A 20,333-nucleotide genomic window follows, 5' to 3' on the forward strand; every position below is an offset into this window, starting at 1 on the left:
CAAAGTAGGCATAGATGGTAATCAGACCAAAGAAAACTTAGAGAGAGGGGCGACGAACTTGCATCCAAAACTCATATGTTATAATGCCCAAAAATTGAGCTCGGCGAGATGGGTGGCCTGCATTCATTCGGCGGTAGCTCCTTTCAAGAGATGTTCGGTGTTGCGCAAGAGAAACCATGACAACACAAACAAGATCACGGCCATCGCTATTTGTTCTAGATGAGGGAGAAGCCAGTAAGCGTTCAGGTACCAGGCCGGTAAGGCGACATGTTCTCCCTGATATATCCATATAATCGTTGGAAAGATATAGATGGACCGGAGCCAGACGTTATCATGGAAGGGTCCCCAGTATAGTAACTCGACAATCCAAAATGCGGCGAGCATGGCACCATTTGTAACGCTATTCAGCGTGATAATCGAGATACACATCCCAACGACTACAAACCAGACGAGCGGCGCAAACCAGATGAGTTGCGCTAACGTCCACTGCCAGATGAGTGGCCAGGTCAGCACGTACGGTGGTAAAAACCAGAAATGGAGGAACGCCATACTACTAATGAGCAAACAACAGATGCAGGCATAGGCAATGAGCAGGAGCGCTATGCGTTTTTGTCTTACGATAGGGCTGTGCTACCGTCAATTGCAGCTCAAGAGCAGGTTCCCGTATGATCAAAGATCCGGAGATGACTCCCGCCGCCAGAGGCAGAAAGACCTCCGCGAAACTGAGATAGGTACGTCCAATATTTTCCTTTAAGCTCAGTTGCAATAAGGCGAAAAGGATACAGGCAACCATCAATGCAACCGGGGCCAATAACATGGATTTCCAATGGAGGCGCCATTCATATAAAAGGTGATCAAAAGACATATATTCTCCGTTATGAAAAATTTTTAGTACGGGTGACACCGCAGGGATCGTCGTTGTTTCTTCCCTCACAACTAGCGCTATCTTAAAACAGACTTCTCAACAAAATATAAACACAGGAAGATGTAGGTGTGTCTTCAGATATGTTTTGAACATATTGAGCATTTGATTCACTATCTGATTGTATAAGAAGCGTAATGATTTGTATAATAGAGAAAAAACAAGGGAAGGTAGAGAGGTTAAACGTGTCATCTCTCCAGAAGGAAGCGAAAGGCACTATTTTAGTCGTTGATGACGAAGATGAAATAGTTCAATTTGTGCAAGATGCCCTGGAAGACGAAGGATATACGGTTTATGCTGCCTTTGATGGTAAGCAAGCTTTACTAATGGCTCAGCAGCATCGTTTGGACCTGGTGATTCTGGATATCATGCTACCCGGGCGCGATGGTTTCTCTGTCTGTGAGCAATTACGCGCAGGATGGGATATTCCCATCCTCTTTCTCAGTGCGAAACAGAGCGATGCAGATAAAATTCAGGGCTTTCGTGTTGGTGGAGATGATTATGTGATGAAGCCGTTCAGCATCAAAGAGTTGATCGCTCGCATTGAAGCGCATTTGCGCCGTCACCATCGAGGTCAACAACAAGCAGCTCAGATGGGTCAGGTTATGCTGTTGCGCTATGGTGAACTAGTCATTGACCTTAGCGCATACGAGGTACGTTATGCGCACAAAAATGTGTCATTGACCCGGAAAGAGTTTGAGATTATTCAGCTGTTAGCCTTGCACCCACAACAGATTTTTTCACGTGAGGTCATCTATGATCGTATCTGGGGGCTCGATGCGCCAGGAAATACCGAGACGGTCACTGAACATATCAAACGCATCCGCAGAAAGCTCACACAGTTTGATGCACACAGCGAGTATATCAACACGGTCTGGGGAGTAGGATATAAATGGGCACGCAAGACATCACTATAACGCAGCCTGGAGGGCGGCGTCCGCGTTTTGTGTTTGGGCGTCTGTTCATCTGGTATGTTTTAGGCATTTTGCTGACAACATTGATACTTACCTGTATTCTGGAATTGATTGGTGTCTATCTGGTGACTTTGAGTGTCCAGAGCACGACGATCTTTGCGCATAATCGCCCTCTTCAGGCTCTTGTCATCTTACTGCTTGTCACTTTGCCCTTTATTGTCCTGGGTGCGGCTATCCTCTTTTTCGCCAACTTGCTCAAGCGTAACATTCGCCAGCCAGTGGATGAATTGATGCAAGCTGTAGAGAAAATTCGCCAGCAGGATCTCAACTTTTCCATCAACTATCGGGGTCGCAATGAATTAGGCGATCTCTGTGCTGCCTTTAATCAACTGCGCCATGAATTACAGTTATCGTTGGAACGAGAATGGGGAAAACAGGAAGAGATGCGTACCATGATGGCGGTGCTCTCGCATGATTTGCGCACGCCGGTTACGATCATTCAAGGACATGTTGAGAGTCTGGCACGTATCGAAGCCGGTGAGAAACGCAATGAGCGCTTGAACCGCTACCTGCCGGTCCTGGAGGCAAATAGTCAACGTATGACGCGCTTGCTGAACGATATGTTGCTTGTTGTTTCACTCGAACACACCAGTTTTGTGCTTCAACCTGAACCTGTGTGGCTGGAAGAGGAGCTCAAGCGGAAAGCGCACATGGATACATTGCAGGCTACTGCCCACGAAATCACGTTTGTGTCTATGTATCATCATCTGGCAACTCAGCGCAAGCAAGTCTCTATTGATCTGCACCGTATCGAGCAAATGTTAGATAATCTCTTTGAGAACGCGCTACGTTATACACCAGCACATGGAAACATTTCTCTTATCTGCACTCATAAAACGGATGCTCTCTCGTTTGTCTTACGTGATACCGGTTGCTGTATTGCCCCGGAGGATCTCCCGCATGTTTTCTAGAAGTTCTATCATGGCAGCCAGCAGCCTGGTGACAAAGTGCGTCAGGCTGCTGGCTTAGGCCTGTATACGTGCAAACTGCTGGTAGAGAAACAGGGTGGTACAATTACTATCCGGAATCATCCCGCTGGTGGCTGCGAGATCACTATTGAAATGCCGCTCTGTCAACCAACGGTCGGCGGCTCGATGGGAGTGAGTGTAGCTACAAGCAACAAAGCACATCTTAGCTGAAAAAAGGAGCTATGCATAGATTATGGGTTTCTCAGATACCTTGCTGACAGAAGATCTGGCGACATTACGCCAGAAATTGTTATACCATCCATTATGGACTGAAATTGAGCAGGGGACATTGCCGGTCGAACGTCTGCGTCTGTTTGCTCTGCAGGATGCGCTGGTGGTGATGCAAATGTACCGCCTGGACGCACTCGCGATTGCTGGTGAGAAGGATATTGATGCTCAGGTGTTGCTGATCCAGAAACTGCTTCCCAAGGTTGGTGGACATGAGATCTTGATCCGCTTTGGTGAGGCGGTCGGCCTGCAACGCTCAGACTTTGAGCAGATTGAACCTCTGGCCGGTTGCATGGCTTTGACGAATTATTTCTATTGGATGCTCGCCTATGGATCACCCGGCGAACGGCTGGCTGCCGTCAGTGCCAGTGAGGATATCTTTATCCAGATTTGCCTGCGTATCGCACCGGCGCTGATCAAGCATTATAACCTCACTGAAGCACAGATCGAATTTTTCTGGGGGCATAAAGCGTTAGAGGAAAAAGTTGCGCCCATCGATCAACAATTGCTGCAACGCTCCAGTGATCCTACGGAACGCCGCAACATCACGCGCGCGATCCGTCTCAGCCACGAATATGAGCTTATGTTCTACGATACTATACTCAGCGCGCCGCTCGCCTGATCCGTCAGCCCGGCCTGGATCTACCAGGCCGGGCGGGAGAACTATGCGTTGTTGTTTTCCAACGTTCGTGGTTTGAGCACGATGGTGGCGAGCGGTGGCAGTGTTAAGACAATGGAGTGTGGACAGGATTGCCAGTGGAGTGGACTACTGGGCAGTAGGGCATCATTTATCAGTCCACTCCCACCGTAGTGGGTAGCGTCGCTATTGAGAACTTCATAATATGCACCTGTATAGGGTACGCCAATGCGATAGTTATGATGGGGAGTGGGCGTGAAGTTACAGACAAAAATGAGCGTCTCTTCAGGTCGATGGCTGCGTCGCATAAAGGAGATGACGCTATTGTCGGAGTCATTCGGGTCGATCCAGGAGAAGCCTTGCTCAGAGCTATCTAAGACGCTTAAAGCAGGTTCCTGGTGATACAGTGTGTTGAGGTCACGGACAAAATCCCGTAGTTGAGCATGATGTGGATCGCTTGGTGGTGTGAGTAGATGCCAATCCAGGCTTTCCGCGAAGTTCCATTCGCGCCATTGTCCAAATTCACCCCCCATGAACAGCAGCTTTTTGCCGGGATGGCCCCACATGTAGCCATAGAATGCGCGCAGATTCGCAAATTTCTGCCACAAGTCACCGGGCATTTTATTAATGAGTGAGTGCTTAATATGTACGACTTCATCGTGTGACAGGGGCAAGACAAAGTTCTCAGAGTATGCATACATCAGCGAGAAGGTGATATTGTTGTGGTGATAGCGTCGGTGGATGTGATCAATCTGCATATATTCAAGCATGTCATGCATCCAGCCCATATTCCACTTATAGCTAAAGCCGAGCCCACCCGTATATGTTGGACGTGAGACAAACGGCCAGGTGGTGGACTCCTCGGCAATCGTGATGGTACCTGGCTCTTGCGTGGAGACCGCATCGTTCAACTGCCGCAAAAAGTCTACCGCTTCCAGATGTTCACGGCCACCATGGATATTGGGGGTCCATTGACCGGGATCGCGTAGATAGTCCAGATACAACATTGAGGCAACAGCGTCGACACGGAGTCCATCAATATGATACTCATGCAACCAGAGCATGGCGCTGCCGATGAGAAAGTTTTTGACCTCACTTTTCCCATAGTCGAACACATATGTTCCCCACTCTTTATGCTCGCCCTTGCGTGGATCGGCATATTCATACAGGTGCGTGCCATCAAAGTTGCCCAGTTGCGGCCCATGTAAATGATGTACCGGATCACCATCCTGGGAGAAATGGGATGGCACCCAGTCCAGTAAGACCCCAATTTCGTGTTGATGCATATAATCGACAAAATATTGAAAATCCTCTGGTGTGCCGAAGCGACTGGTGGGAGCATAATAGCCTGTGACTTGATAGCCCCATGATGCATCGGTGGGATACTCGGTAATAGGCGTGAGTTCTACATGTGTAAAGCCCAGATCTTTGACATATTCAGCGAGCGCGGGAGCCAGTTCACGATAGGTCAAATAGCGATCTTCTTCTGTCGCCCCTTCCTGGTGCCGTTCTGGTATATGCCGCCACGAGCCAGGATGTAATTCATAGATCGACAGCGGCGCATTGAGATCCTGTCGTTTCTCTCGTTGGAGCATCCATGCGTTGTCCTGCCAACTATGCCGATGAATATCGCTGACAATACTCGCTGTCTGTGGACGTACTTCGGTAGAAAAGCCATATGGATCAGTTTTATCTACAATATAGTCGTTGTAGCGCGACGTAATTGTATATTTATAGAGCGCGCCAACGTTCACACCTGGGACAAAGTGCTCCCATACCCCAAGCTCCTTATGTCGTAGATGCATCGGCGTGCTCTCACGGTCCCAGTTATTGAAGTCTCCTATGATAGAGACGGCGCGTGCGCCAGGTGCCCAAACAGCAAAGTTGACGCCAGCGACGCCATTGACAACACGAGGATGCGCCCCCATTTTCTCATAGATACGATAATCCCGTCCTTGTCCAAACAGGTAAAGGTCAAAATCGCTAAAGAGTGATGGCACATGATGATGCGAGTCGGACTGCTGCTGGCTATGCGATGTTGTCATATGTTTTTCATCCTTATCATAACTTCTGAGTATCTCTAAGAATAGCATACGAGCAACTTCTCTACCACTCTATTCCATTGGATACAGGGCTTTTTCATTTTCAGCCGGGAGTAACTGTCAGGCAAATCATATACAGAGTATTTCTGGTGTGGTGTGTGTTCTGTGGGCGGCTGCGGCCGCCCACAGAACACACACCACACCAGACTCCGGCGCCGTAGGCGCCAGGAAAAGGAAAATTAAAAAGCCCTGCATTGGACAACATCGTTTGTCCCGATGCATGCAGTCCATTTTTATGTTGTGCGTTTCATATTAAAAAGGGCTCCACCCGTCTTTAAACGAGTGGAGCGTGAGGATGTATGAATGATTTATTCGCCGTGTGCTTCTTCACTGAGCGTTGTGAATGTGTGAGCGTTGGATGCTCTTTACGCAAAGAAAGGAATTTCATCGCGTATCCAATGATCGTCAGGAGCGCTCTGTGCTATTTCCAGAAGATCCGTATCGTCAGTGTTAATAAATGTATGTATAGCATAAGAAGCAAAAAAGCGGTCTTCGAGGGTGGCATTTTCCAGAGTGCCGACCTGCTCAAAAAGCTCTTCATCAAGCTCACTTCCATCCCAGAGATTCCTATATGCTTCTCGAATGAGTGGCTTCCCAGGGGAATCGGCCAAAAAAGCGGCTCGACGTTCCTGAATGCGGGGATGAACTTGCACCAAAAAAGCGCCTCCATGAGGCCCATAGATACCTGCTTCGAGGTGAAGAACAAAGACAGAGAGCAGTTCACGAAAACCAGAAAAGACTACTTTAGTCACTCCGGTCTCATGTCCCCAATCTAAGATTTGCCCATAGGTGCCCTCGGCGGCGGGAGAGAGATCAATGCAGAGAGTATCACCTGCACCATTCGTTGTAAAATCTATCCAGGAAGGGTGTCTCCAAACAGCTTCTACGGGCAGTTTTTTTCCTTGCTGTACCCATTGAGGAGTTTTGCCTGCCCACCCTGGCTCCTGCAATAATTGCGCATATCTACTTTTCCCAAAATATTCTATACTGAAAAAGTTTCCCCAGCCCAAAATGCTCTCCCCTCCATTATGAATGTGATAAGACTCCTTAATATCTTCTGGAAGTTGTAACCCTAGCGTTGTTTCAATATGAGCAATCTGTTCGTTAGAGGCACCTGGATAAAAATAGGTATTCGCTTGTGATGGTGCGAATTGCTGTATCCAGGCATCGATGCGCTGCCATGCTTCGTGCACAGTATCCATACGTCTTGTATGAACCTCCTTATACCTGTTACTTAATGTCGTCGCTGCTTTTTCTTCTCTTTATAACACTACGTAGGAACAACTATCATACCACCGGATATGAGAAATGAGAAAGTCTACAGGTGGTGTAGCTGGCGCGCTATCGTCAGCGTTGAGATCTCGTCATGTTTGTTTGGCGTTACACGTGATATCCACTGCTAATGTCCTGCAGCGGTTTATTCTATGTGACGTGTATTCGTTATACTAATATAAATAGAAATTTTTTCGCATTATGAATGTCCCGGAATATCTCTTTTTTTAAATCTTTTACAGGTTTATTTTTGTTTATTATCTTGTTTATTTCACTGTATCTCGGATTATTTGACAGCTAAGATCATATTTCCTATACTTATATTAACATAATGGATTGTCGTAGTTCCATCGTATCACCTGTCAGACGGCAATCGGGAAATTACTGTAGAAATATACGGATTGATGCCGAAAAAGAGGAAACATGATTTTATATCCTTACCCGCGCGCATTGCCGCGTTCAGATGAAATCGCTGTGTTTGTCAATGGGCAAGCGCTTGACGTCCTGCAGACTGGCGTCGCTTATTTCGTTTCTGTCTCTTCTTCCGAAGAGCTGCAGGTTGAGATCATCAGCAATAAAAAATTAGGACCGCTGACTATCAGTCCTCAACGCCTGGGCGTCGTCGCTGAAGTCGCGGATAATTGTGCCCGTTTTCAGGTCAAAAATGATCAGTTGCTGCATATTGTGCTAGAAGGCGTAACGCTTCCGCTCTTTTTTTATGCGAATCCCGAAGACAGTTATGATGGGAAGGCGACCTATTATTTTGCGGCCGGACAGATCCACGAGGTGGGTGAACTTGTTTTGCATGATAATGAATCGATCTATATCGAGGGTGGGGCCGTCGTGAGAGGTAGTATCCGCGCGACAGATGCGGCCCATATCAAGATTTATGGCAATGGTATCCTTGATGGAAGTTACTTCAAAGACAGGCCAGGCTATCGTACTATTTTGCTCTATCGCTGTAGTGACATAGAGATCCAGGGCATCATTATGATTGAGCCTTCCTGTTGGATGATCATGCTGGCTGCCTGTAGTAATGTGCATGTTGCTCGTATCAAGCAGATTGGGGAGATTATTAGTTCGGATGGTATTGATGTGGTGGGCTCACATGATGTACTGATTGAACATTGCATACTGAGGAATAATGACGACTGCATCGTCCTGAAAGGCTTTAACTGGACGTATCCCGTGACGGGGGAAACCTATCATGCGGTCGATGATGTCTATAATATTCTTGTGCGCTCATGCACCATCATGACAGGCCGGGCTGGAAATGCATTGGAAATCGGACATGAACTGACGATCAATGAAGTCAGGGATGTTATATTTAGCGATCTTGATATCGTCTCGGTGCATGGACATGGTGCCCCCTTCGGGATACATGTTGGTGATCGAGCCCTGGTGAGAAATATCTTATTTGAGCATATCAGGGTCGAACATTATTATGACAAGTTGATTGACTTCCGTGTCATACGCTCCCGATTTAATATTGATGAAGAACGAGGGCATATTCAAGACATTGTCCTCAAGGATATCCATGTGGCCCTCTCCATCTATAATCCTGGATATTCGATCTCCGTAATCGGAGGCTATGACGAAAACCATCAGGTGCAAGGCGTCACCTTAGAAGACGTGTACCTGGGAGGCACGAAGGTGACAAATAGTGCTCAGCTTGATCTCTTCACCAGGGAAGCAAGAGGCATTGTGTTTCGCTAGTGGCTGTTATCATGGTACTGTGCTCAATTTGTGCGCTTTTTGAAGAAGGTCATCCTGAAGCATCGTGCTTGCTTCAGGATGACCCAGGGTTTCAGAATTGAGGCACGATCAAGAAAAGATACCCAGGATCTTTGACTTACCGGGCGACGCGGCGTCCGTATGCCCAGACTGCGAGTGGAATAAAGACGATAAGGATACCGATACACCAGGCGAGCGCTTGCCAGATGGTTGAGGCGTCGGCCTGGTTCAGCAAGAGTCCGCGTACGGCATCGACAATCAGTGAGACAGGTTGATGCTCGGCGAAGGCACGCAGCCAGTCGGGCATGCTTTTAGTTGGCACGAAAGCGCTACTGGCAAAAGTCAATGGAAAGAGCCAGATAAAGCCTGCCGATTGTGCGGCCTCGACACTGCTTACGACCAGACCTATCGTTGCCGATATCCAGGAGAAGGCAAAGCTTGTGAGAAGGAGCATACCAGCCGCCGCCAACCAGGAAAGGATATTGCCCTGTGGTTGGAAGCCGACCAGGAGGCCAACCATCCACATTACGAAGACGACAAAGGTATTGCGGACCAGGTCAGAGAGCGTACGCCCTGTGAGGACCGCAGATTTTGTCATTGGCAATGAGCGGAAGCGGTCAACAAGTCCACGTTGCAGGTCGGTGGCTAGTCCGATGCCCGTTGATGTTGAGCCAAAGATCACTGTTTGGGCAAAGATCCCTGCCATCAGGTAGTTGACATAACTGGTACCCGATACTGCGATAGCGCCGCCGAAGACATAGCGGAACAATAGCACAAACATGATCGGCTGAATCGTGGCAAAGATCAGTTCTTCAGGAATGCGCGGGATCTGAATGAGATGGCGCTTCGCCAGGACCAGTGCATCAGAGATGGTCCAGTAGAGCGCGGGGCGCGAAAGTGGCGTGAGTGGGCCTGTTTTTTGCTGGATTTTGCTGCTCATCGTTGGCTCCTTGCCATCGGGCGTGCATCCACTGTGCCTTCAGCATTGGCTTCTGATGCAATGGCATGCCCGGTCAGTGTAAGGAAGACATCATCAAGAGTTGGTCGGCGCAAGGCCAGATCGTCTAGAGGGATCTGGGCGTTATCGAGGTCACGCAAAACCGTCATCAAGAGCTGCGCACCTTGCGTGACTGGCACGATGATATGGCGATGATCGGTATTGATAATGGGCTCACCAATACTATAGGCTTCCAACACACGTGCGGCAGCAGCGATATCTCCACCCTGGCTAATGGTAAGCTCAATCCGTTCGCCACCGATCTGAGCCTTCAACTCATCTGACGTACCTTTGGCGATCACCCTACCCTGATCAACCACAGCGATCTGGTTGGCTAGTTGATCCGCCTCCTCCAGGTACTGCGTTGTCAGTAGCACCGTTGTACCATCCGCCACCAGATTACTGATGACATCCCACATCGCCAGACGACCACGTGGATCAAGGCCAGTTGTTGGTTCATCCAGGAAGAGTATGGGTGGTGACATAATTAAGCTCGCGGCCAGATCAAGACGGCGACGCATACCACCGGAATAGGTTTTGACAGGACGCCTGGCTGCATCAACGAGTTCAAATCGTTCAAGTAGTTCTTTGGCGCGTTGTCGGGCCATAGCGCCTGAGAGATGGTAGAGCTGACCAAACATCACCAGATTTTCAAGGCCAGTTAGATATTCGTCAACAGCAGCATACTGACCGGTCAGACCAATACGTGCCCGTAGCAGATCTGCCTGTTTGATCACATCGAGTCCTGCAACTTCAGCCCGTCCTGCATCGGGACGTAAGAGTGTCGTTAGAATACGTACGGTAGTTGTTTTGCCTGCACCATTAGGACCGAGGAGCGCAAGGACCGTTCCTTCTTCAACAACGAGATCAAGTCCTGTGAGGGCTTGTGTCTTTCCATAGTGTTTTTTTAGCCCCTCAGCCCGTATAGCTGGTCTATTCGCCATGGTATCTTTCCTCTACTGTTATGCTGACAATCATCTGTTTGTCAGCAGGAGATAGATAAGGCAAGAGATACAACGTAACAAAGGCAGGCCCGGCCTTGACCGGAATCCTGTCTTATGGTACCCTATAGTGGACAGGTGTCCACTTAATTCAATTTTACCGGACAGCTGTCCGTTTGTCAAGGGGAATGTTGTAATGGAAGAATTTCACACGATGCCGTGGTTGGCCCATTTGCCAGAGCCATTTATGCCGGAACGACACGAGCGGCGCGACGCAATGGAGCATCGCAGACGTATTTTAGCTGTTGCCCGTCAGCTCTTCGCCACCCAGGGCGTAGATGCCGTCAGCATGCATCAGATCGCGGTCGCTGCGGGCATTGGACAAGGCACACTTTATCGCCGTTATACGAATAAAGGCGAGCTATGTATGGAACTGATGCACGAAGGACATAAAAAATTTGTTGAGGAGATTGGTGCACTCTTCAAGGCACACGCCACCGCTTCTGCCCTCGAACGGCTGGATGGGGTACTGACACACCTGGTTGCGTTGTTTGAAGAGCAGGCAGTCTGGTTGAGTGCGATTGCTGCTCCTCTACCGCAGGGGGGCTCCTGCGATGAAGTTGAGGGTGCTCGCAAATTTTCGCTCCAGCAGGCCCCTTTTTATCGCTGGCTTCATGAACTGTTGTCCTGTTTGTTTAGTGAAGCAGTCGAGCGAGAAGAGATCGCTGCGCTGGACGTATCCTACACCGCTGACGCTCTTCTCGCTACACTACACCCGATCTGCTATCTCTTTCAGCGCCAGGAACGTGGTTTCTCGGCTGAAAGAATTCTGCAAGGTCTGCGGCATATCTATATCAAGAGCCTGCAACTCCACACAAATTAAGGGCATTTTCTCCACGTGTAGCCCATCGGGTCCGTTTGGGGCGGTTGTTTAGCGCTCTTTATATGTTGGAACTGCCAGTGGATTGCGCTCGGTGAAAGAGCGTTGATGCCAGTAGGGGTAGATGGTTGGGATTTCGCTGGCCTTGTCGAGCTTTGTGACTTGCTCAGCCGTGAGATTCCAATCAACTGCGCCCAGGTTGTGTTTGAGTTGTTCTTCATTGCGTGCGCCAACGATGACGCTGGCGACTGTGGGGCGCTGCAATAACCAGTTCAAAGCGATCTGCGCTACCGATTTGCCAGTCTCCTGGGCTATTTCGTCAAGGGCATCTACAATCTCGTATAGTTTCTCATCAGGAATACGTGACCCCTCTGAACCTATCTGTTGCACCCGACTACCCTCGGGAGCCGCCTGATTGCGGCGGATCTTGCCGGAGAGTACTCCTGAGGCCAGCGGACTCCAGACGATTGTGCCGACCTTCTGATCGAGGGCGAGCGGCATCAGTTCCCATTCATACTCGCGTCCAGCTAGAGAGTAAAAGGCCTGGTGGGCCGCGTAACGCGTCCAGCCATAATTTTGCGCGGTCGCCAGGGACTTCATCAGGTGCCAGCCGGAGAAATTAGAGCAGGCGATATAGCGTACCTTGCCACTCTGCACCAGCGTATCCAGTGTGCGCAGCGTCTCCTCGACCGGGGTAAGCGCATCAAAACCATGCATCGTATAGATATCGATATGATCCGTTTTTAAGCGACGCAGGCTATCCTCACAGGATTGGATCAGGTGATAGCGTGAGGAACCCAGTCCATTAGGGCCCTCGTCCATCCGGAAGGTTGCCTTGGTTGAAATCAGCAACTGGTCCCGTCGTCCGGAGATCGCCTGTCCCAGAACCTCTTCCGACAGGCCGCCTGAATAGACATCCGCTGTATCGAAGAGGTTGATGCCTGCCTCCAGGCAGATATCGACCAGACGACGTGCCTCCTCAACATCAGTATTGCCCCAGGCATTAAAAAAAGCATCGCCACCACCAAAGGTCGCCGTTCCAAAGCTTAGCGCAGACACTTTCAGGCCAGAACCACCAAGTTGTCTATATTCCATCGAGTTGTCTCTTTCTTCTCTTTATCACACTATATAGGAATATTTATCATACCACCAGACGTGAGAAATTCGAAAGTCTACCGGTGGTGTCGACAGGGCTTTTTCATTTTCAGCCGGGAGTAACTGTCAGGCAAATCATATACAGAGTATTTCTGGTGTGGTGTGTGTTCTGGGGGGCGGCCGCGGCCGCCCCCAGAACACACACCACACTAGACTCCGGCGCCGTAGGCGCCAGGAAGAGGAAAATTAAAAAGCCCTGTGGTGTCGATGGTGGAGGAGTTCGTTCGTGCGCTGCTGTGAGCTAGATCAGCTTGTGAAATGAGTATGTATGAAGGATATTTATTGAATATAGCCAGTTTTGCGTAGTAATTGTGTACTGAAATCGTAAATATCCTTTGCTTGTATATTATACAATACACGTCTTTCTTCAATCGTGAGCAAATAGCCTTTGCTGTCAATGGCAGCAATAGGATTGGCGAGCAGATGTTCACAAAATTCCGGATCAATACTTGCCAGGCCAAGAATCTCATTAATAGTTTTCCAGGTCATCTTTATTACCCTTGCTATTTTGAGTTGATCAGGTTTACTGGAAGTTTAGATGTGCAGATATGAAAAAGTGGACCATCGTGCCTGAAGAGCAACTGATGGTCCACTTGTGATCTGTTCCTGTAAAATTAAGAGAAGCGATCAGGTGCATGGAGAGAAAAATTAGCCCTTGAGATCGCCGGGGCCCCATGGAGGTGTTCCCTCGGCAAGTATATGGTGGGCACCAGTTTGGCTGAGCAGCAGCAATATCAGTACTGCCAGCAGGACTGCGGCAAGCAATCCCAGTAGGATATAGCGCTGTTTATTTACGCATGCGACGATAAACTGAACGAATGATTGGATATATGCATACAAGCGGATTGACATAGTACCTTCTCCTGTCTTTCTTTGGAATTGAGAAAGTATAAAGCGTTACAACAACAATTGCGGTTGCTTCATACTTATGTTCTATAGGAGACTATACATGTATGCTGTTGACGGCTTGTTCGCACTGAGTTCGCGGTTAACAGAGATGTTGTTTCTATCTGTTAGCTGTCGGCATGCATAAGTTTTTGATATAATTTATGAATAGTCGGGCTTGGAGCAAGATGAAGATCACTATCGAGTAAGTCACGATAGTGATGATACTGTTGGAGTGCCAGATTACGTTTTCCCTGACGGATATAACAGCGCATCAATCCATAATGTCCCTCATCCAGATAGTTATCGACATTGAGTAAATAGCGCCAGTGCAGAATGCTCTCTTCCAAATTTTCATAGTGCCAGGCAAGCAATGCCAGTTGACGGCGGGCATCCAGGTAAGAGCGTCGCAACTCATCACGGCGTAATGAGCACCAATTACTATAGAAGGATCGCACATAATCCCCTCGATATAGTGAGACCATGGTTTCGAAGGCAGTTTTTGCATGTGCATGATCCTCTTGTTGCAATGCTTGTTTCGCCTCAGTATAGTGGTGTTGAAAGATATCTACATCATACCAGACATGTGAGCCATAGACTGCTGTATTATCGAGGACATAAATACCTGTATTATAGGTAATGCAAGCTTCACCAATTGCTTTTCGCAAGTAATAAATAGTTGACCGTAATTTCTGATCCACATTTTCGTCAGACTCAGGCCATAATGCATCAATAATCTGCTCTTTTCGTACCGGACGTTGGTGATCCAGGAGATAAAAGTATAATTCCATTGCCTGAGCCATACGCCAGCGTCGTACCGGCATCCCGTTAATCAGGACTTCTGGTTCATCAAAGGCCAGGATACGTAGTGTTTTAGTTTCCTGGTTTTCATTTGTCCGGGTAATAAGCTGTGGCTCAACTGGTGGATGAGCATTTCCTGCCGAGATGTCTGGTGAGGCTTCAGATGTACTGTTGGCTCTTTCTTGTAATGCCTGTTTTAGTTCTGGCAGTCGTTGTAGTTCCATTGTTGTAATATGTTGATGATTTCCTTGTTGGATAATATCGCTAATTTGCTCCATCAGAACTGTCGCTTTAGCGGGTTGCTTGAGTCCTATATAGCAGGCCGTAAGACGAATGAGTGCACGAATGTATCGACTCTTTAAGCCAGCTTTTTCGATTGATGGAAGCAGATCGCTAAGAATCTCTTCTGCGCGTTGATACTGATGTTGATAGAGATAGATTGTTCCTCTGGTAAGCAGGCAGATCATTGCATCATAACTTGTTGTCTCCTGTGTCTTGATCTGCGTTTGATCGACCAGCAATAACGCGGTAACTGGATCGCCCATGTAGAGATAGGCCATGGCCATATTCAAAAGCGTATTGTTAATAAGCATATTATCGCCTATCTTGCGTGCAAGCATCAGGCTATGGTCCAGTGCTTGCAAAGATAATTCCAGATTATTTTGATCCTGATAGACCTCACCCATATTTTCCAGGGTATATGCCTCGCCATTGATATAGTTGGCCTCACGTGTCATTGTCAGGATATCCTGAAACAAGGCTATCGAAGCATCTATCTCGCTCTTATTCCGCTTAATGATAGCTTTACCTATTAAATTATCGATCTCACCACGCTTATTCTCTAAATCTCTATAGATCTTGATCGCTGTCGTGCAATGGTATTCAGCCAGCATGTAATTACCAATCATATTATAGATGTTTGATAAGTTACTATGGAGAATAGCTGTTTCATTCGTCTCCGTCTGATGGCTACAGAGTTGGAGGGCTCGTTGTATTTGAGAAAGACCCGTCTTGCAGTCCCCAAGTAAACTCGCTGCAATCCCAATGTAGTGATGGGCTTTGGCTTGTAACGCATATTCAGTTTCTGGGAGAAGTTGTAATGCCTGTTCGCACAGCCGCTGTGATTGCAGATAGTGCCCTGCATTAAACAGGGTTCGGCTTTGTGCAATAAGGACATCAGCTATTGCGGTTGACGTTATGTTTTCCTGCCCATGTTGTGTCTCTGTGCTCGTCAGTGCAATGATCTTTTCCAGGAGTGGCTGTGCCTGTAACCATTCGCTACGGCTCAGATAGATTTTGGCACGAATGAGTAAAAGTTGTGAGGAAGCCTCAAAGACCGGAAGCGGAATCATATCAATCCACCGGGCAATTTTTTCTTCATTTTCCTGGTGAAGAAGATCCTTGGCGCTTGTCGAAATGAATTTGGTCGCCAGTTCAAAATCCTGGGCTTCTATCGCGTGAGCTATTGCCTCGTCATAGTCCTGGAGATCATAGAAAATAGAGGCTGCCCGTTGATGTAGACGACGTGCATGATGAATATCTTGCCGATTCAACTCATCCAAAAGGAGCTCGCGCAAAATAGGGTGCATGATATAGAAAGATTGATCTTCATCATCGTTGCGTATCACAAAGAGGCCCTGTTTTTCTACATAGGAAAGTTGTTGCTCGGCAGTGGTTATATTAAGCAACTGGTTACACAGGAAAGGTGTCAACTGGTGCAGGATAGAAGATTCTTTCAGGAAGCGGTAAATAGCTGTTTCAGACTTGAACACTTCATCAACCATGTACGCAAATAAGTTTTGTTTATCCATACGTATAGCAGGAGAGCCCCACATTTCCTGCGTTGAAGTGGTTTGAATACTTGCAGAACGATCGCCCAGGCGTGTGCCTAACAGGATACCCGCAATCCAACCATCCAATGATTTCGAAAGGTACTGCACCTCTTCCTCTGTGAGCGGTGGAAGGTGTTGGAGTTGGATCAGATCATGAATATTTTGGATGCTGAAACGCAAGACATTACTACCAATGCCAAAGAGTTGATGATGGGAGAGCAATGTTGCCAGCTCCAGAGAAGGGATCGCTCGGCTTTCGATGATCAGGGTACATTGTTCAAATGTGTGCTTGAGAAGTATGTTGATGAAGGTATTGATATGGTCGTTTTCATTAACTTCATGATAATTGCAGAGAATGATCGCAAAACGGTGTGGAATGGTAGTCGTAATACGCGTGACGAGCGCATCAATAATGGTGCTAATGCGTTGTTCAATTTCAGCATGATGAGTATCGGCCGGAAAATTAGGCTCTAAAATCTGTGCAAAATCTGTGCCAAGTTGTGGAAAATGTTGCTGAATACAGGCAATGAAGCGACTGATAAATAAATACGTATTGGCATCAGATTGATCAAGGGAGTACCAGCAACACGGAAGGGATGTATGTCTGGCGAAATCAGCGAGGAGAGTTGTTTTACCATAACCAGCAGGCGCGGAGACTAGGACCAGTTTACAACTATTTGCATGGCTAGTGAGCGTTACCGTATCGGGAGGATCTGCGAGCGCATTATGCAGGAGTTTTACCAGTGATTCACGGTGGAGGATAGTGGGAGGTAGTGTTGGTTGGATAAATTTTCTTTGTAGATATGAACTGAGCATACGATTTCCTTTGTTCCATGTTTTTATGACAACCAGCAGCAAGTAACAGGTACATTGGTAGAGCACTCATAGAGAGCGAGAGTACTTTGATGTCAGGTCAAGCGCACAATACCAGACAAGTCAACAGTGAGGAACCTGGATACTGTTAAGGTTATATTAAGGCATCCGCTATGATCCTATAACCTGAATAGCTCTAAAAAGTCTTTCTTGTAAGTATTATGCAGGAATTACACCCTTGTCAAGTTATTTCCTATAGAATAGAGTCATTTAACAAATATTTAACATAAGGCATGTGAAAGCTGCATTTTATGAGAAGAACGCAACTTTAAAACGTTGCTAACGTAAAAGTGCGAACTGTCTGCAAACTGCTCAATGGCGATGTCTACTACCAGTGAACGTTTACCATGTATGCTCTTTTTACTACAAGGTTCCAACTATCAAAAGAAGAAGCGCATATATCTTTAGTATATCATTTTATATGTCTACTCATGAATACATGTGAGGATAGGTGTAAAATGATGGAAAGGCAATGATATCCATTGGCTATCAACCCATATGTATCGTCCAATAGACGGACCAGAGAAGCACATGAAGAGCTGGTAGTCTCTGAAAACGTTCTGCAAGATATGCAGCAGATCACAGCATTATTGAATTTCTCACAGATGCTTTGTGAACAAGGCATAGACGGCATTGCACGCTTATGTCGAGAAGTGACCGTGATAACGCAGGGACGTGCCCAGCTCTCGCTTGGCATGCACATGAAACGTGTCCATACCACTTCCTCTGCTCGCCTGACATTTCCCGTCCAGTTTGGTCAGTCTGTATACGGTACCCTGAAGATTCTGGCGGATCCTTTGAATGCAGAGCTGCCAGCCATGTCTTTAGCCGCCGCGCAATTGCTGGCACAGGTATGTAGTAGCCTCCTCCACAATTTTGAGCAAGCCGCTTTTATTCAGTGTCAGTGTAAAGACCTGAATTATTTTATCAACGGCTCTCTGACGAAGCGTGAGCAGGAGGTACTTTCATTGATCTGTTATGGCCATAACCGGGATCAGATCGCTGAGATATTGTGTATTACACCGGCGACCGTGGGTAAGCATTTTCAGCATATCTATGATCATCTTGGCGTGCATTGTGAACACGATGCATTACTCGCAGCGTACATGGTGGGATTATTTTCACCTTTCAATACGCTTGACGAGCGGGAGAACGTGTAAATATCTTGTATGCACGCCTGGAAGAGGCGCAATCAGTGATTTCCTACCGTGCAGAGGGAAGAAAAATACAATGCTGTCATGACGAAAAATCTGCCTGAGCCCGGTATGCTAGTACTACACAAAAAACTAGCGGATAAGATTAGATGTCTGGAGAAGCAACATGAGTATCTATCTTGCGGATCAGATCAATAAAGTATCGACACTCGTCGATTTATTGCACGAGCGTGCACACAACACACCAGATCGGCGAGCCTATAACTTTTTGCGTCAGGGTGAAAAAGAAGAAGGCCATTTCTCATACGCCGAGTTGGACCAGCGTGCTCGCGCGTTAGGGAGTTTCCTGCAGAGTAAAAAGGTGAAAGGCAAGCCGGTATTACTATTACATGCCCCTGGCCTGGATTATATTACTGGATTCTTTGGCTGCTTATATGCCCAGGCTATTGCCGTTCCTGCCTATCCACCCGCATCGGCGCGGATGATGCCACGTATTCAATCCATTGTAGCTGATACCCAGGCAGAAATTATTCTGACGACCAGTGATCTCGTTGGCAATCTGCGCACCTGGTTTCAAAATATACAGGCCTTACAACATGTGGAGTTTATTACCACCGATAATCTTCCGTTAAATCGTGCGGATGAATGGCATCGTCCTGATATTCATGGTGACACCTTAGCATTTCTCCAATATACCTCTGGTTCCACTTCGACCCCAAAAGGAGTGATGGTCTCACACGGAAATCTTGTTTATAATCTCTCGATGTTACATGAATGTTGCGGTCAACATGATGATAGCCATCTGGTCAGCTGGCTTCCACCATATCATGATATGGGATTGATTGCCGGAATTTTATTGCCGCTGTATGGAGGATGTCCTTCAACTATCATGTCGCCACTGGCATTCCTCCAGCGTCCGTTGCGCTGGCTGCAAGCGATGTCAAACTACCGGGCAACAGAGAGTTTTGGACCCAACTTCGCCTTTGAATTATGCTCACGCAAAGCGACGCCCGAGATGATTGAAAGTCTTGATTTGAGTAACTGGGAGGTAGCAGCCAACGGAGCAGAGCCTGTACGTGAAGATACGATGAAACGCTTTATCGAGACCTTTACGCCAAGCGGCTTACGTCCAAACGTGTTTTTTCCCGGATATGGGATGGCCGAAACAACCTTGATGGCTGCGACTGGAAGCCACATTGATGCTCCGATTCTCCTTCCCGTCCGTAAAGCGGCTCTCCAGGAGGGACGCGTCGAGGTTGATCTTGAGCGGAACGCAGAATGTGTCAATGTCGTTGGCTATCAACGCACACCCATTGATCAAAAAACCATTATCGTGAATCCTGAGACCCTGCTGCAATGCGCTCCTGACCAGATTGGTGAAATCTGGATTGGAGGACGCAGCGTTGCTCAGGGCTACTGGCAAAATCCAGAGGAGAGCGAAAGAACATTTCGTGCCCGCCTGGCTGATAGTGGTGAAGGACCCTTCTTACGGACAGGTGATCTCGGTTTTGTGTATGAGAATGTCTTTTTTATCACGGGACGCTTAAAAGACCTGATCATTATTCGCGGGCTCAACCATTATCCTCAGGACATCGAAGCCGTGGCTGAGAAAAGTCATTATGCTCTGCGCCCTGGATGTAGTGCGGCTTTTGCGACAGAGATACAAGGGAAAGAGCAGCTGGTCGTCGTGGCTGAGGTGCATCCACGCTATATCCCGGATATTGTTCAGGATGTTACCGCTACCGGACAACAGGATGCACCGAAAAATGATCGCGATGTCGTGCGCCAACCCATTGATCCTGAAGAGATTTACACATCTATCCGCCGTGCAGTCGCCGAAGAACAAGAACTCCAGATTGCGCACATCCAGCTCCTGAAAGCGGGACATATGTTTAAGACTTCAAGCGGAAAGGTGCAGCGTCGTGCATGTAAAGCAGCATTTTTAGCGAATAGCCTCAACAAGTGGAACGAGTAGATT

General features: G+C 47.7%; 16 protein-coding genes and 1 pseudogene. 7 read left to right on the forward strand and 10 right to left on the reverse strand.

The window, feature by feature from the left end; translation table 11 throughout:
* Positions 1–123 precede the first annotated feature (123 nt).
* Entirely contained in the window at positions 124–564 is a 441-nt protein-coding gene (locus EL633_RS31910) for a hypothetical protein (RefSeq protein ID WP_126631252.1), read from the reverse strand.
* The gene (locus EL633_RS31915) at positions 554–865 is read right to left on the reverse strand and encodes a hypothetical protein (protein WP_126631253.1); all 312 of its coding nucleotides are present in this window, start codon (positions 863–865) and stop codon (positions 554–556) included. Before EL633_RS31915 ends, EL633_RS31910 begins: the two co-directional genes overlap by 11 nt.
* Positions 866–1,107: 242 nt before the next feature.
* Between EL633_RS31915 and EL633_RS31920 the strand changes: the two genes are divergently transcribed.
* The 3 genes and pseudogenes from EL633_RS31920 to EL633_RS31935 all read left to right on the forward strand — a co-directional run bounded on the left by EL633_RS31920 (position 1,108) and on the right by EL633_RS31935 (position 3,714).
* Entirely contained in the window at positions 1,108–1,839 is a 732-nt protein-coding gene (locus tag EL633_RS31920; protein WP_218027622.1) for a response regulator transcription factor, read from the forward strand.
* Positions 1,815–3,035, forward strand: a pseudogene (locus EL633_RS37730) (HAMP domain-containing sensor histidine kinase). Before EL633_RS31920 ends, EL633_RS37730 begins: the two are co-directional and overlap by 25 nt.
* 22 nt (positions 3,036–3,057) lie before the next feature.
* Complete coding sequence (locus EL633_RS31935; protein ID WP_126631257.1) at positions 3,058–3,714, forward strand: thiaminase II/PqqC family protein; 657 nt, start codon at positions 3,058–3,060, stop codon at positions 3,712–3,714.
* Between the two features lie 41 nt (positions 3,715–3,755).
* Here the strand turns inward: EL633_RS31935 and glgB are convergent, their stop codons facing one another.
* Complete coding sequence (gene glgB / locus EL633_RS31940) at positions 3,756–5,774, reverse strand: 1,4-alpha-glucan branching protein GlgB (protein WP_126631258.1); 2,019 nt, start codon at positions 5,772–5,774, stop codon at positions 3,756–3,758.
* Between the two features lie 422 nt (positions 5,775–6,196).
* Positions 6,197–7,033 (reverse strand): SMI1/KNR4 family protein, encoded by an 837-nt coding sequence (locus EL633_RS31945; RefSeq protein WP_126631259.1) that lies wholly within the window; start codon positions 7,031–7,033, stop codon positions 6,197–6,199.
* 493 nt (positions 7,034–7,526) lie between these two features.
* Between EL633_RS31945 and EL633_RS31950 the strand changes: the two genes are divergently transcribed.
* Entirely contained in the window at positions 7,527–8,819 is a 1,293-nt protein-coding gene (locus EL633_RS31950; RefSeq protein WP_126631260.1) for a glycosyl hydrolase family 28 protein, read from the forward strand.
* Positions 8,820–8,955: 136 nt separating this feature from the next.
* Here EL633_RS31950 and EL633_RS31955 read toward each other — a convergent pair whose 3' ends face one another.
* Both EL633_RS31955 and EL633_RS31960 read right to left on the reverse strand, forming a co-directional pair.
* Positions 8,956–9,777 (reverse strand): ABC transporter permease, encoded by an 822-nt coding sequence (locus EL633_RS31955; RefSeq protein ID WP_126631261.1) that lies wholly within the window; start codon positions 9,775–9,777, stop codon positions 8,956–8,958.
* Complete coding sequence (locus EL633_RS31960; protein ID WP_126631262.1) at positions 9,774–10,778, reverse strand: ATP-binding cassette domain-containing protein; 1,005 nt, start codon at positions 10,776–10,778, stop codon at positions 9,774–9,776. Before EL633_RS31960 ends, EL633_RS31955 begins: the two co-directional genes overlap by 4 nt.
* Before the next feature lie 193 nt (positions 10,779–10,971).
* Here EL633_RS31960 and EL633_RS31965 point away from each other — a divergent pair, with 193 nt between their 5' ends.
* A complete protein-coding gene (locus EL633_RS31965) occupies positions 10,972–11,658 on the forward strand; it encodes a TetR/AcrR family transcriptional regulator (RefSeq protein WP_126631263.1) in 687 nt (228 codons plus the stop codon).
* A gap of 48 nt (positions 11,659–11,706) precedes the next feature.
* Here EL633_RS31965 and EL633_RS31970 read toward each other — a convergent pair whose 3' ends face one another.
* The 4 genes from EL633_RS31970 to EL633_RS31985 all read right to left on the reverse strand — a co-directional run bounded on the left by EL633_RS31970 (position 11,707) and on the right by EL633_RS31985 (position 17,144).
* A complete protein-coding gene (locus tag EL633_RS31970) occupies positions 11,707–12,750 on the reverse strand; it encodes an aldo/keto reductase (RefSeq protein WP_126631264.1) in 1,044 nt (347 codons plus the stop codon).
* A 339-nt stretch (positions 12,751–13,089) separates the two neighbouring features.
* On the reverse strand, positions 13,090–13,299 hold the full coding sequence (locus EL633_RS31975; protein ID WP_126631265.1) for a hypothetical protein: 210 nt from the start codon (positions 13,297–13,299) through the stop codon (positions 13,090–13,092).
* 159 nt (positions 13,300–13,458) lie between these two features.
* Entirely contained in the window at positions 13,459–13,662 is a 204-nt protein-coding gene (locus EL633_RS31980; protein ID WP_126631266.1) for a hypothetical protein, read from the reverse strand.
* A gap of 161 nt (positions 13,663–13,823) precedes the next feature.
* Positions 13,824–17,144: an AfsR/SARP family transcriptional regulator gene (locus EL633_RS31985; protein WP_126631267.1), complete on the reverse strand. Its 3,321-nt coding sequence runs from the start codon at positions 17,142–17,144 to the stop codon at positions 13,824–13,826.
* A 539-nt stretch (positions 17,145–17,683) separates the two neighbouring features.
* On the opposite strand from EL633_RS31985, the gene EL633_RS31990 reads away from it, so the two are divergent.
* Together EL633_RS31990 and EL633_RS31995 are read left to right on the forward strand one after the other, a co-directional pair.
* Positions 17,684–18,361 carry a response regulator transcription factor gene (locus tag EL633_RS31990; RefSeq protein ID WP_218027623.1) on the forward strand — a complete coding sequence of 226 codons (678 nt, stop codon included), beginning with the start codon at positions 17,684–17,686 and terminating at the stop codon, positions 18,359–18,361.
* 160 nt (positions 18,362–18,521) lie between these two features.
* Entirely contained in the window at positions 18,522–20,330 is a 1,809-nt protein-coding gene (locus EL633_RS31995; RefSeq protein ID WP_126631268.1) for a fatty acyl-AMP ligase, read from the forward strand.
* Positions 20,331–20,333: the final 3 nt, after the last annotated feature.

The organism is Dictyobacter alpinus (genome assembly GCF_003967575.1).
Classification (GTDB): Bacteria; Chloroflexota; Ktedonobacteria; order Ktedonobacterales; family Ktedonobacteraceae; genus Dictyobacter; species Dictyobacter alpinus.

What these genes read in the sequence shown, in the direction of transcription:
- EL633_RS31915 (WP_126631253.1), bottom strand. Translation starts at nt 865, where the DNA reads ATGTCTTTTGATCACCTTTTATATGAATGGCGCCTCCATTGGAAATCC.
- EL633_RS31935 (WP_126631257.1), top strand. Translation starts at nt 3,058, where the DNA reads ATGGGTTTCTCAGATACCTTGCTGACAGAAGATCTGGCGACATTACGC.
- glgB (WP_126631258.1), bottom strand. Translation starts at nt 5,774, where the DNA reads ATGACAACATCGCATAGCCAGCAGCAGTCCGACTCGCATCATCATGTG.
- EL633_RS31945 (WP_126631259.1), bottom strand. Translation starts at nt 7,033, where the DNA reads ATGGATACTGTGCACGAAGCATGGCAGCGCATCGATGCCTGGATACAG.
- EL633_RS31950 (WP_126631260.1), top strand. Translation starts at nt 7,527, where the DNA reads ATGATTTTATATCCTTACCCGCGCGCATTGCCGCGTTCAGATGAAATC.
- EL633_RS31955 (WP_126631261.1), bottom strand. Translation starts at nt 9,777, where the DNA reads ATGAGCAGCAAAATCCAGCAAAAAACAGGCCCACTCACGCCACTTTCG.
- EL633_RS31960 (WP_126631262.1), bottom strand. Translation starts at nt 10,778, where the DNA reads ATGGCGAATAGACCAGCTATACGGGCTGAGGGGCTAAAAAAACACTAT.
- EL633_RS31965 (WP_126631263.1), top strand. Translation starts at nt 10,972, where the DNA reads ATGGAAGAATTTCACACGATGCCGTGGTTGGCCCATTTGCCAGAGCCA.
- EL633_RS31970 (WP_126631264.1), bottom strand. Translation starts at nt 12,750, where the DNA reads ATGGAATATAGACAACTTGGTGGTTCTGGCCTGAAAGTGTCTGCGCTA.
- EL633_RS31975 (WP_126631265.1), bottom strand. Translation starts at nt 13,299, where the DNA reads ATGACCTGGAAAACTATTAATGAGATTCTTGGCCTGGCAAGTATTGAT.
- EL633_RS31980 (WP_126631266.1), bottom strand. Translation starts at nt 13,662, where the DNA reads ATGTCAATCCGCTTGTATGCATATATCCAATCATTCGTTCAGTTTATC.
- EL633_RS31985 (WP_126631267.1), bottom strand. Translation starts at nt 17,144, where the DNA reads ATGCTCAGTTCATATCTACAAAGAAAATTTATCCAACCAACACTACCT.
- EL633_RS31995 (WP_126631268.1), top strand. Translation starts at nt 18,522, where the DNA reads ATGAGTATCTATCTTGCGGATCAGATCAATAAAGTATCGACACTCGTC.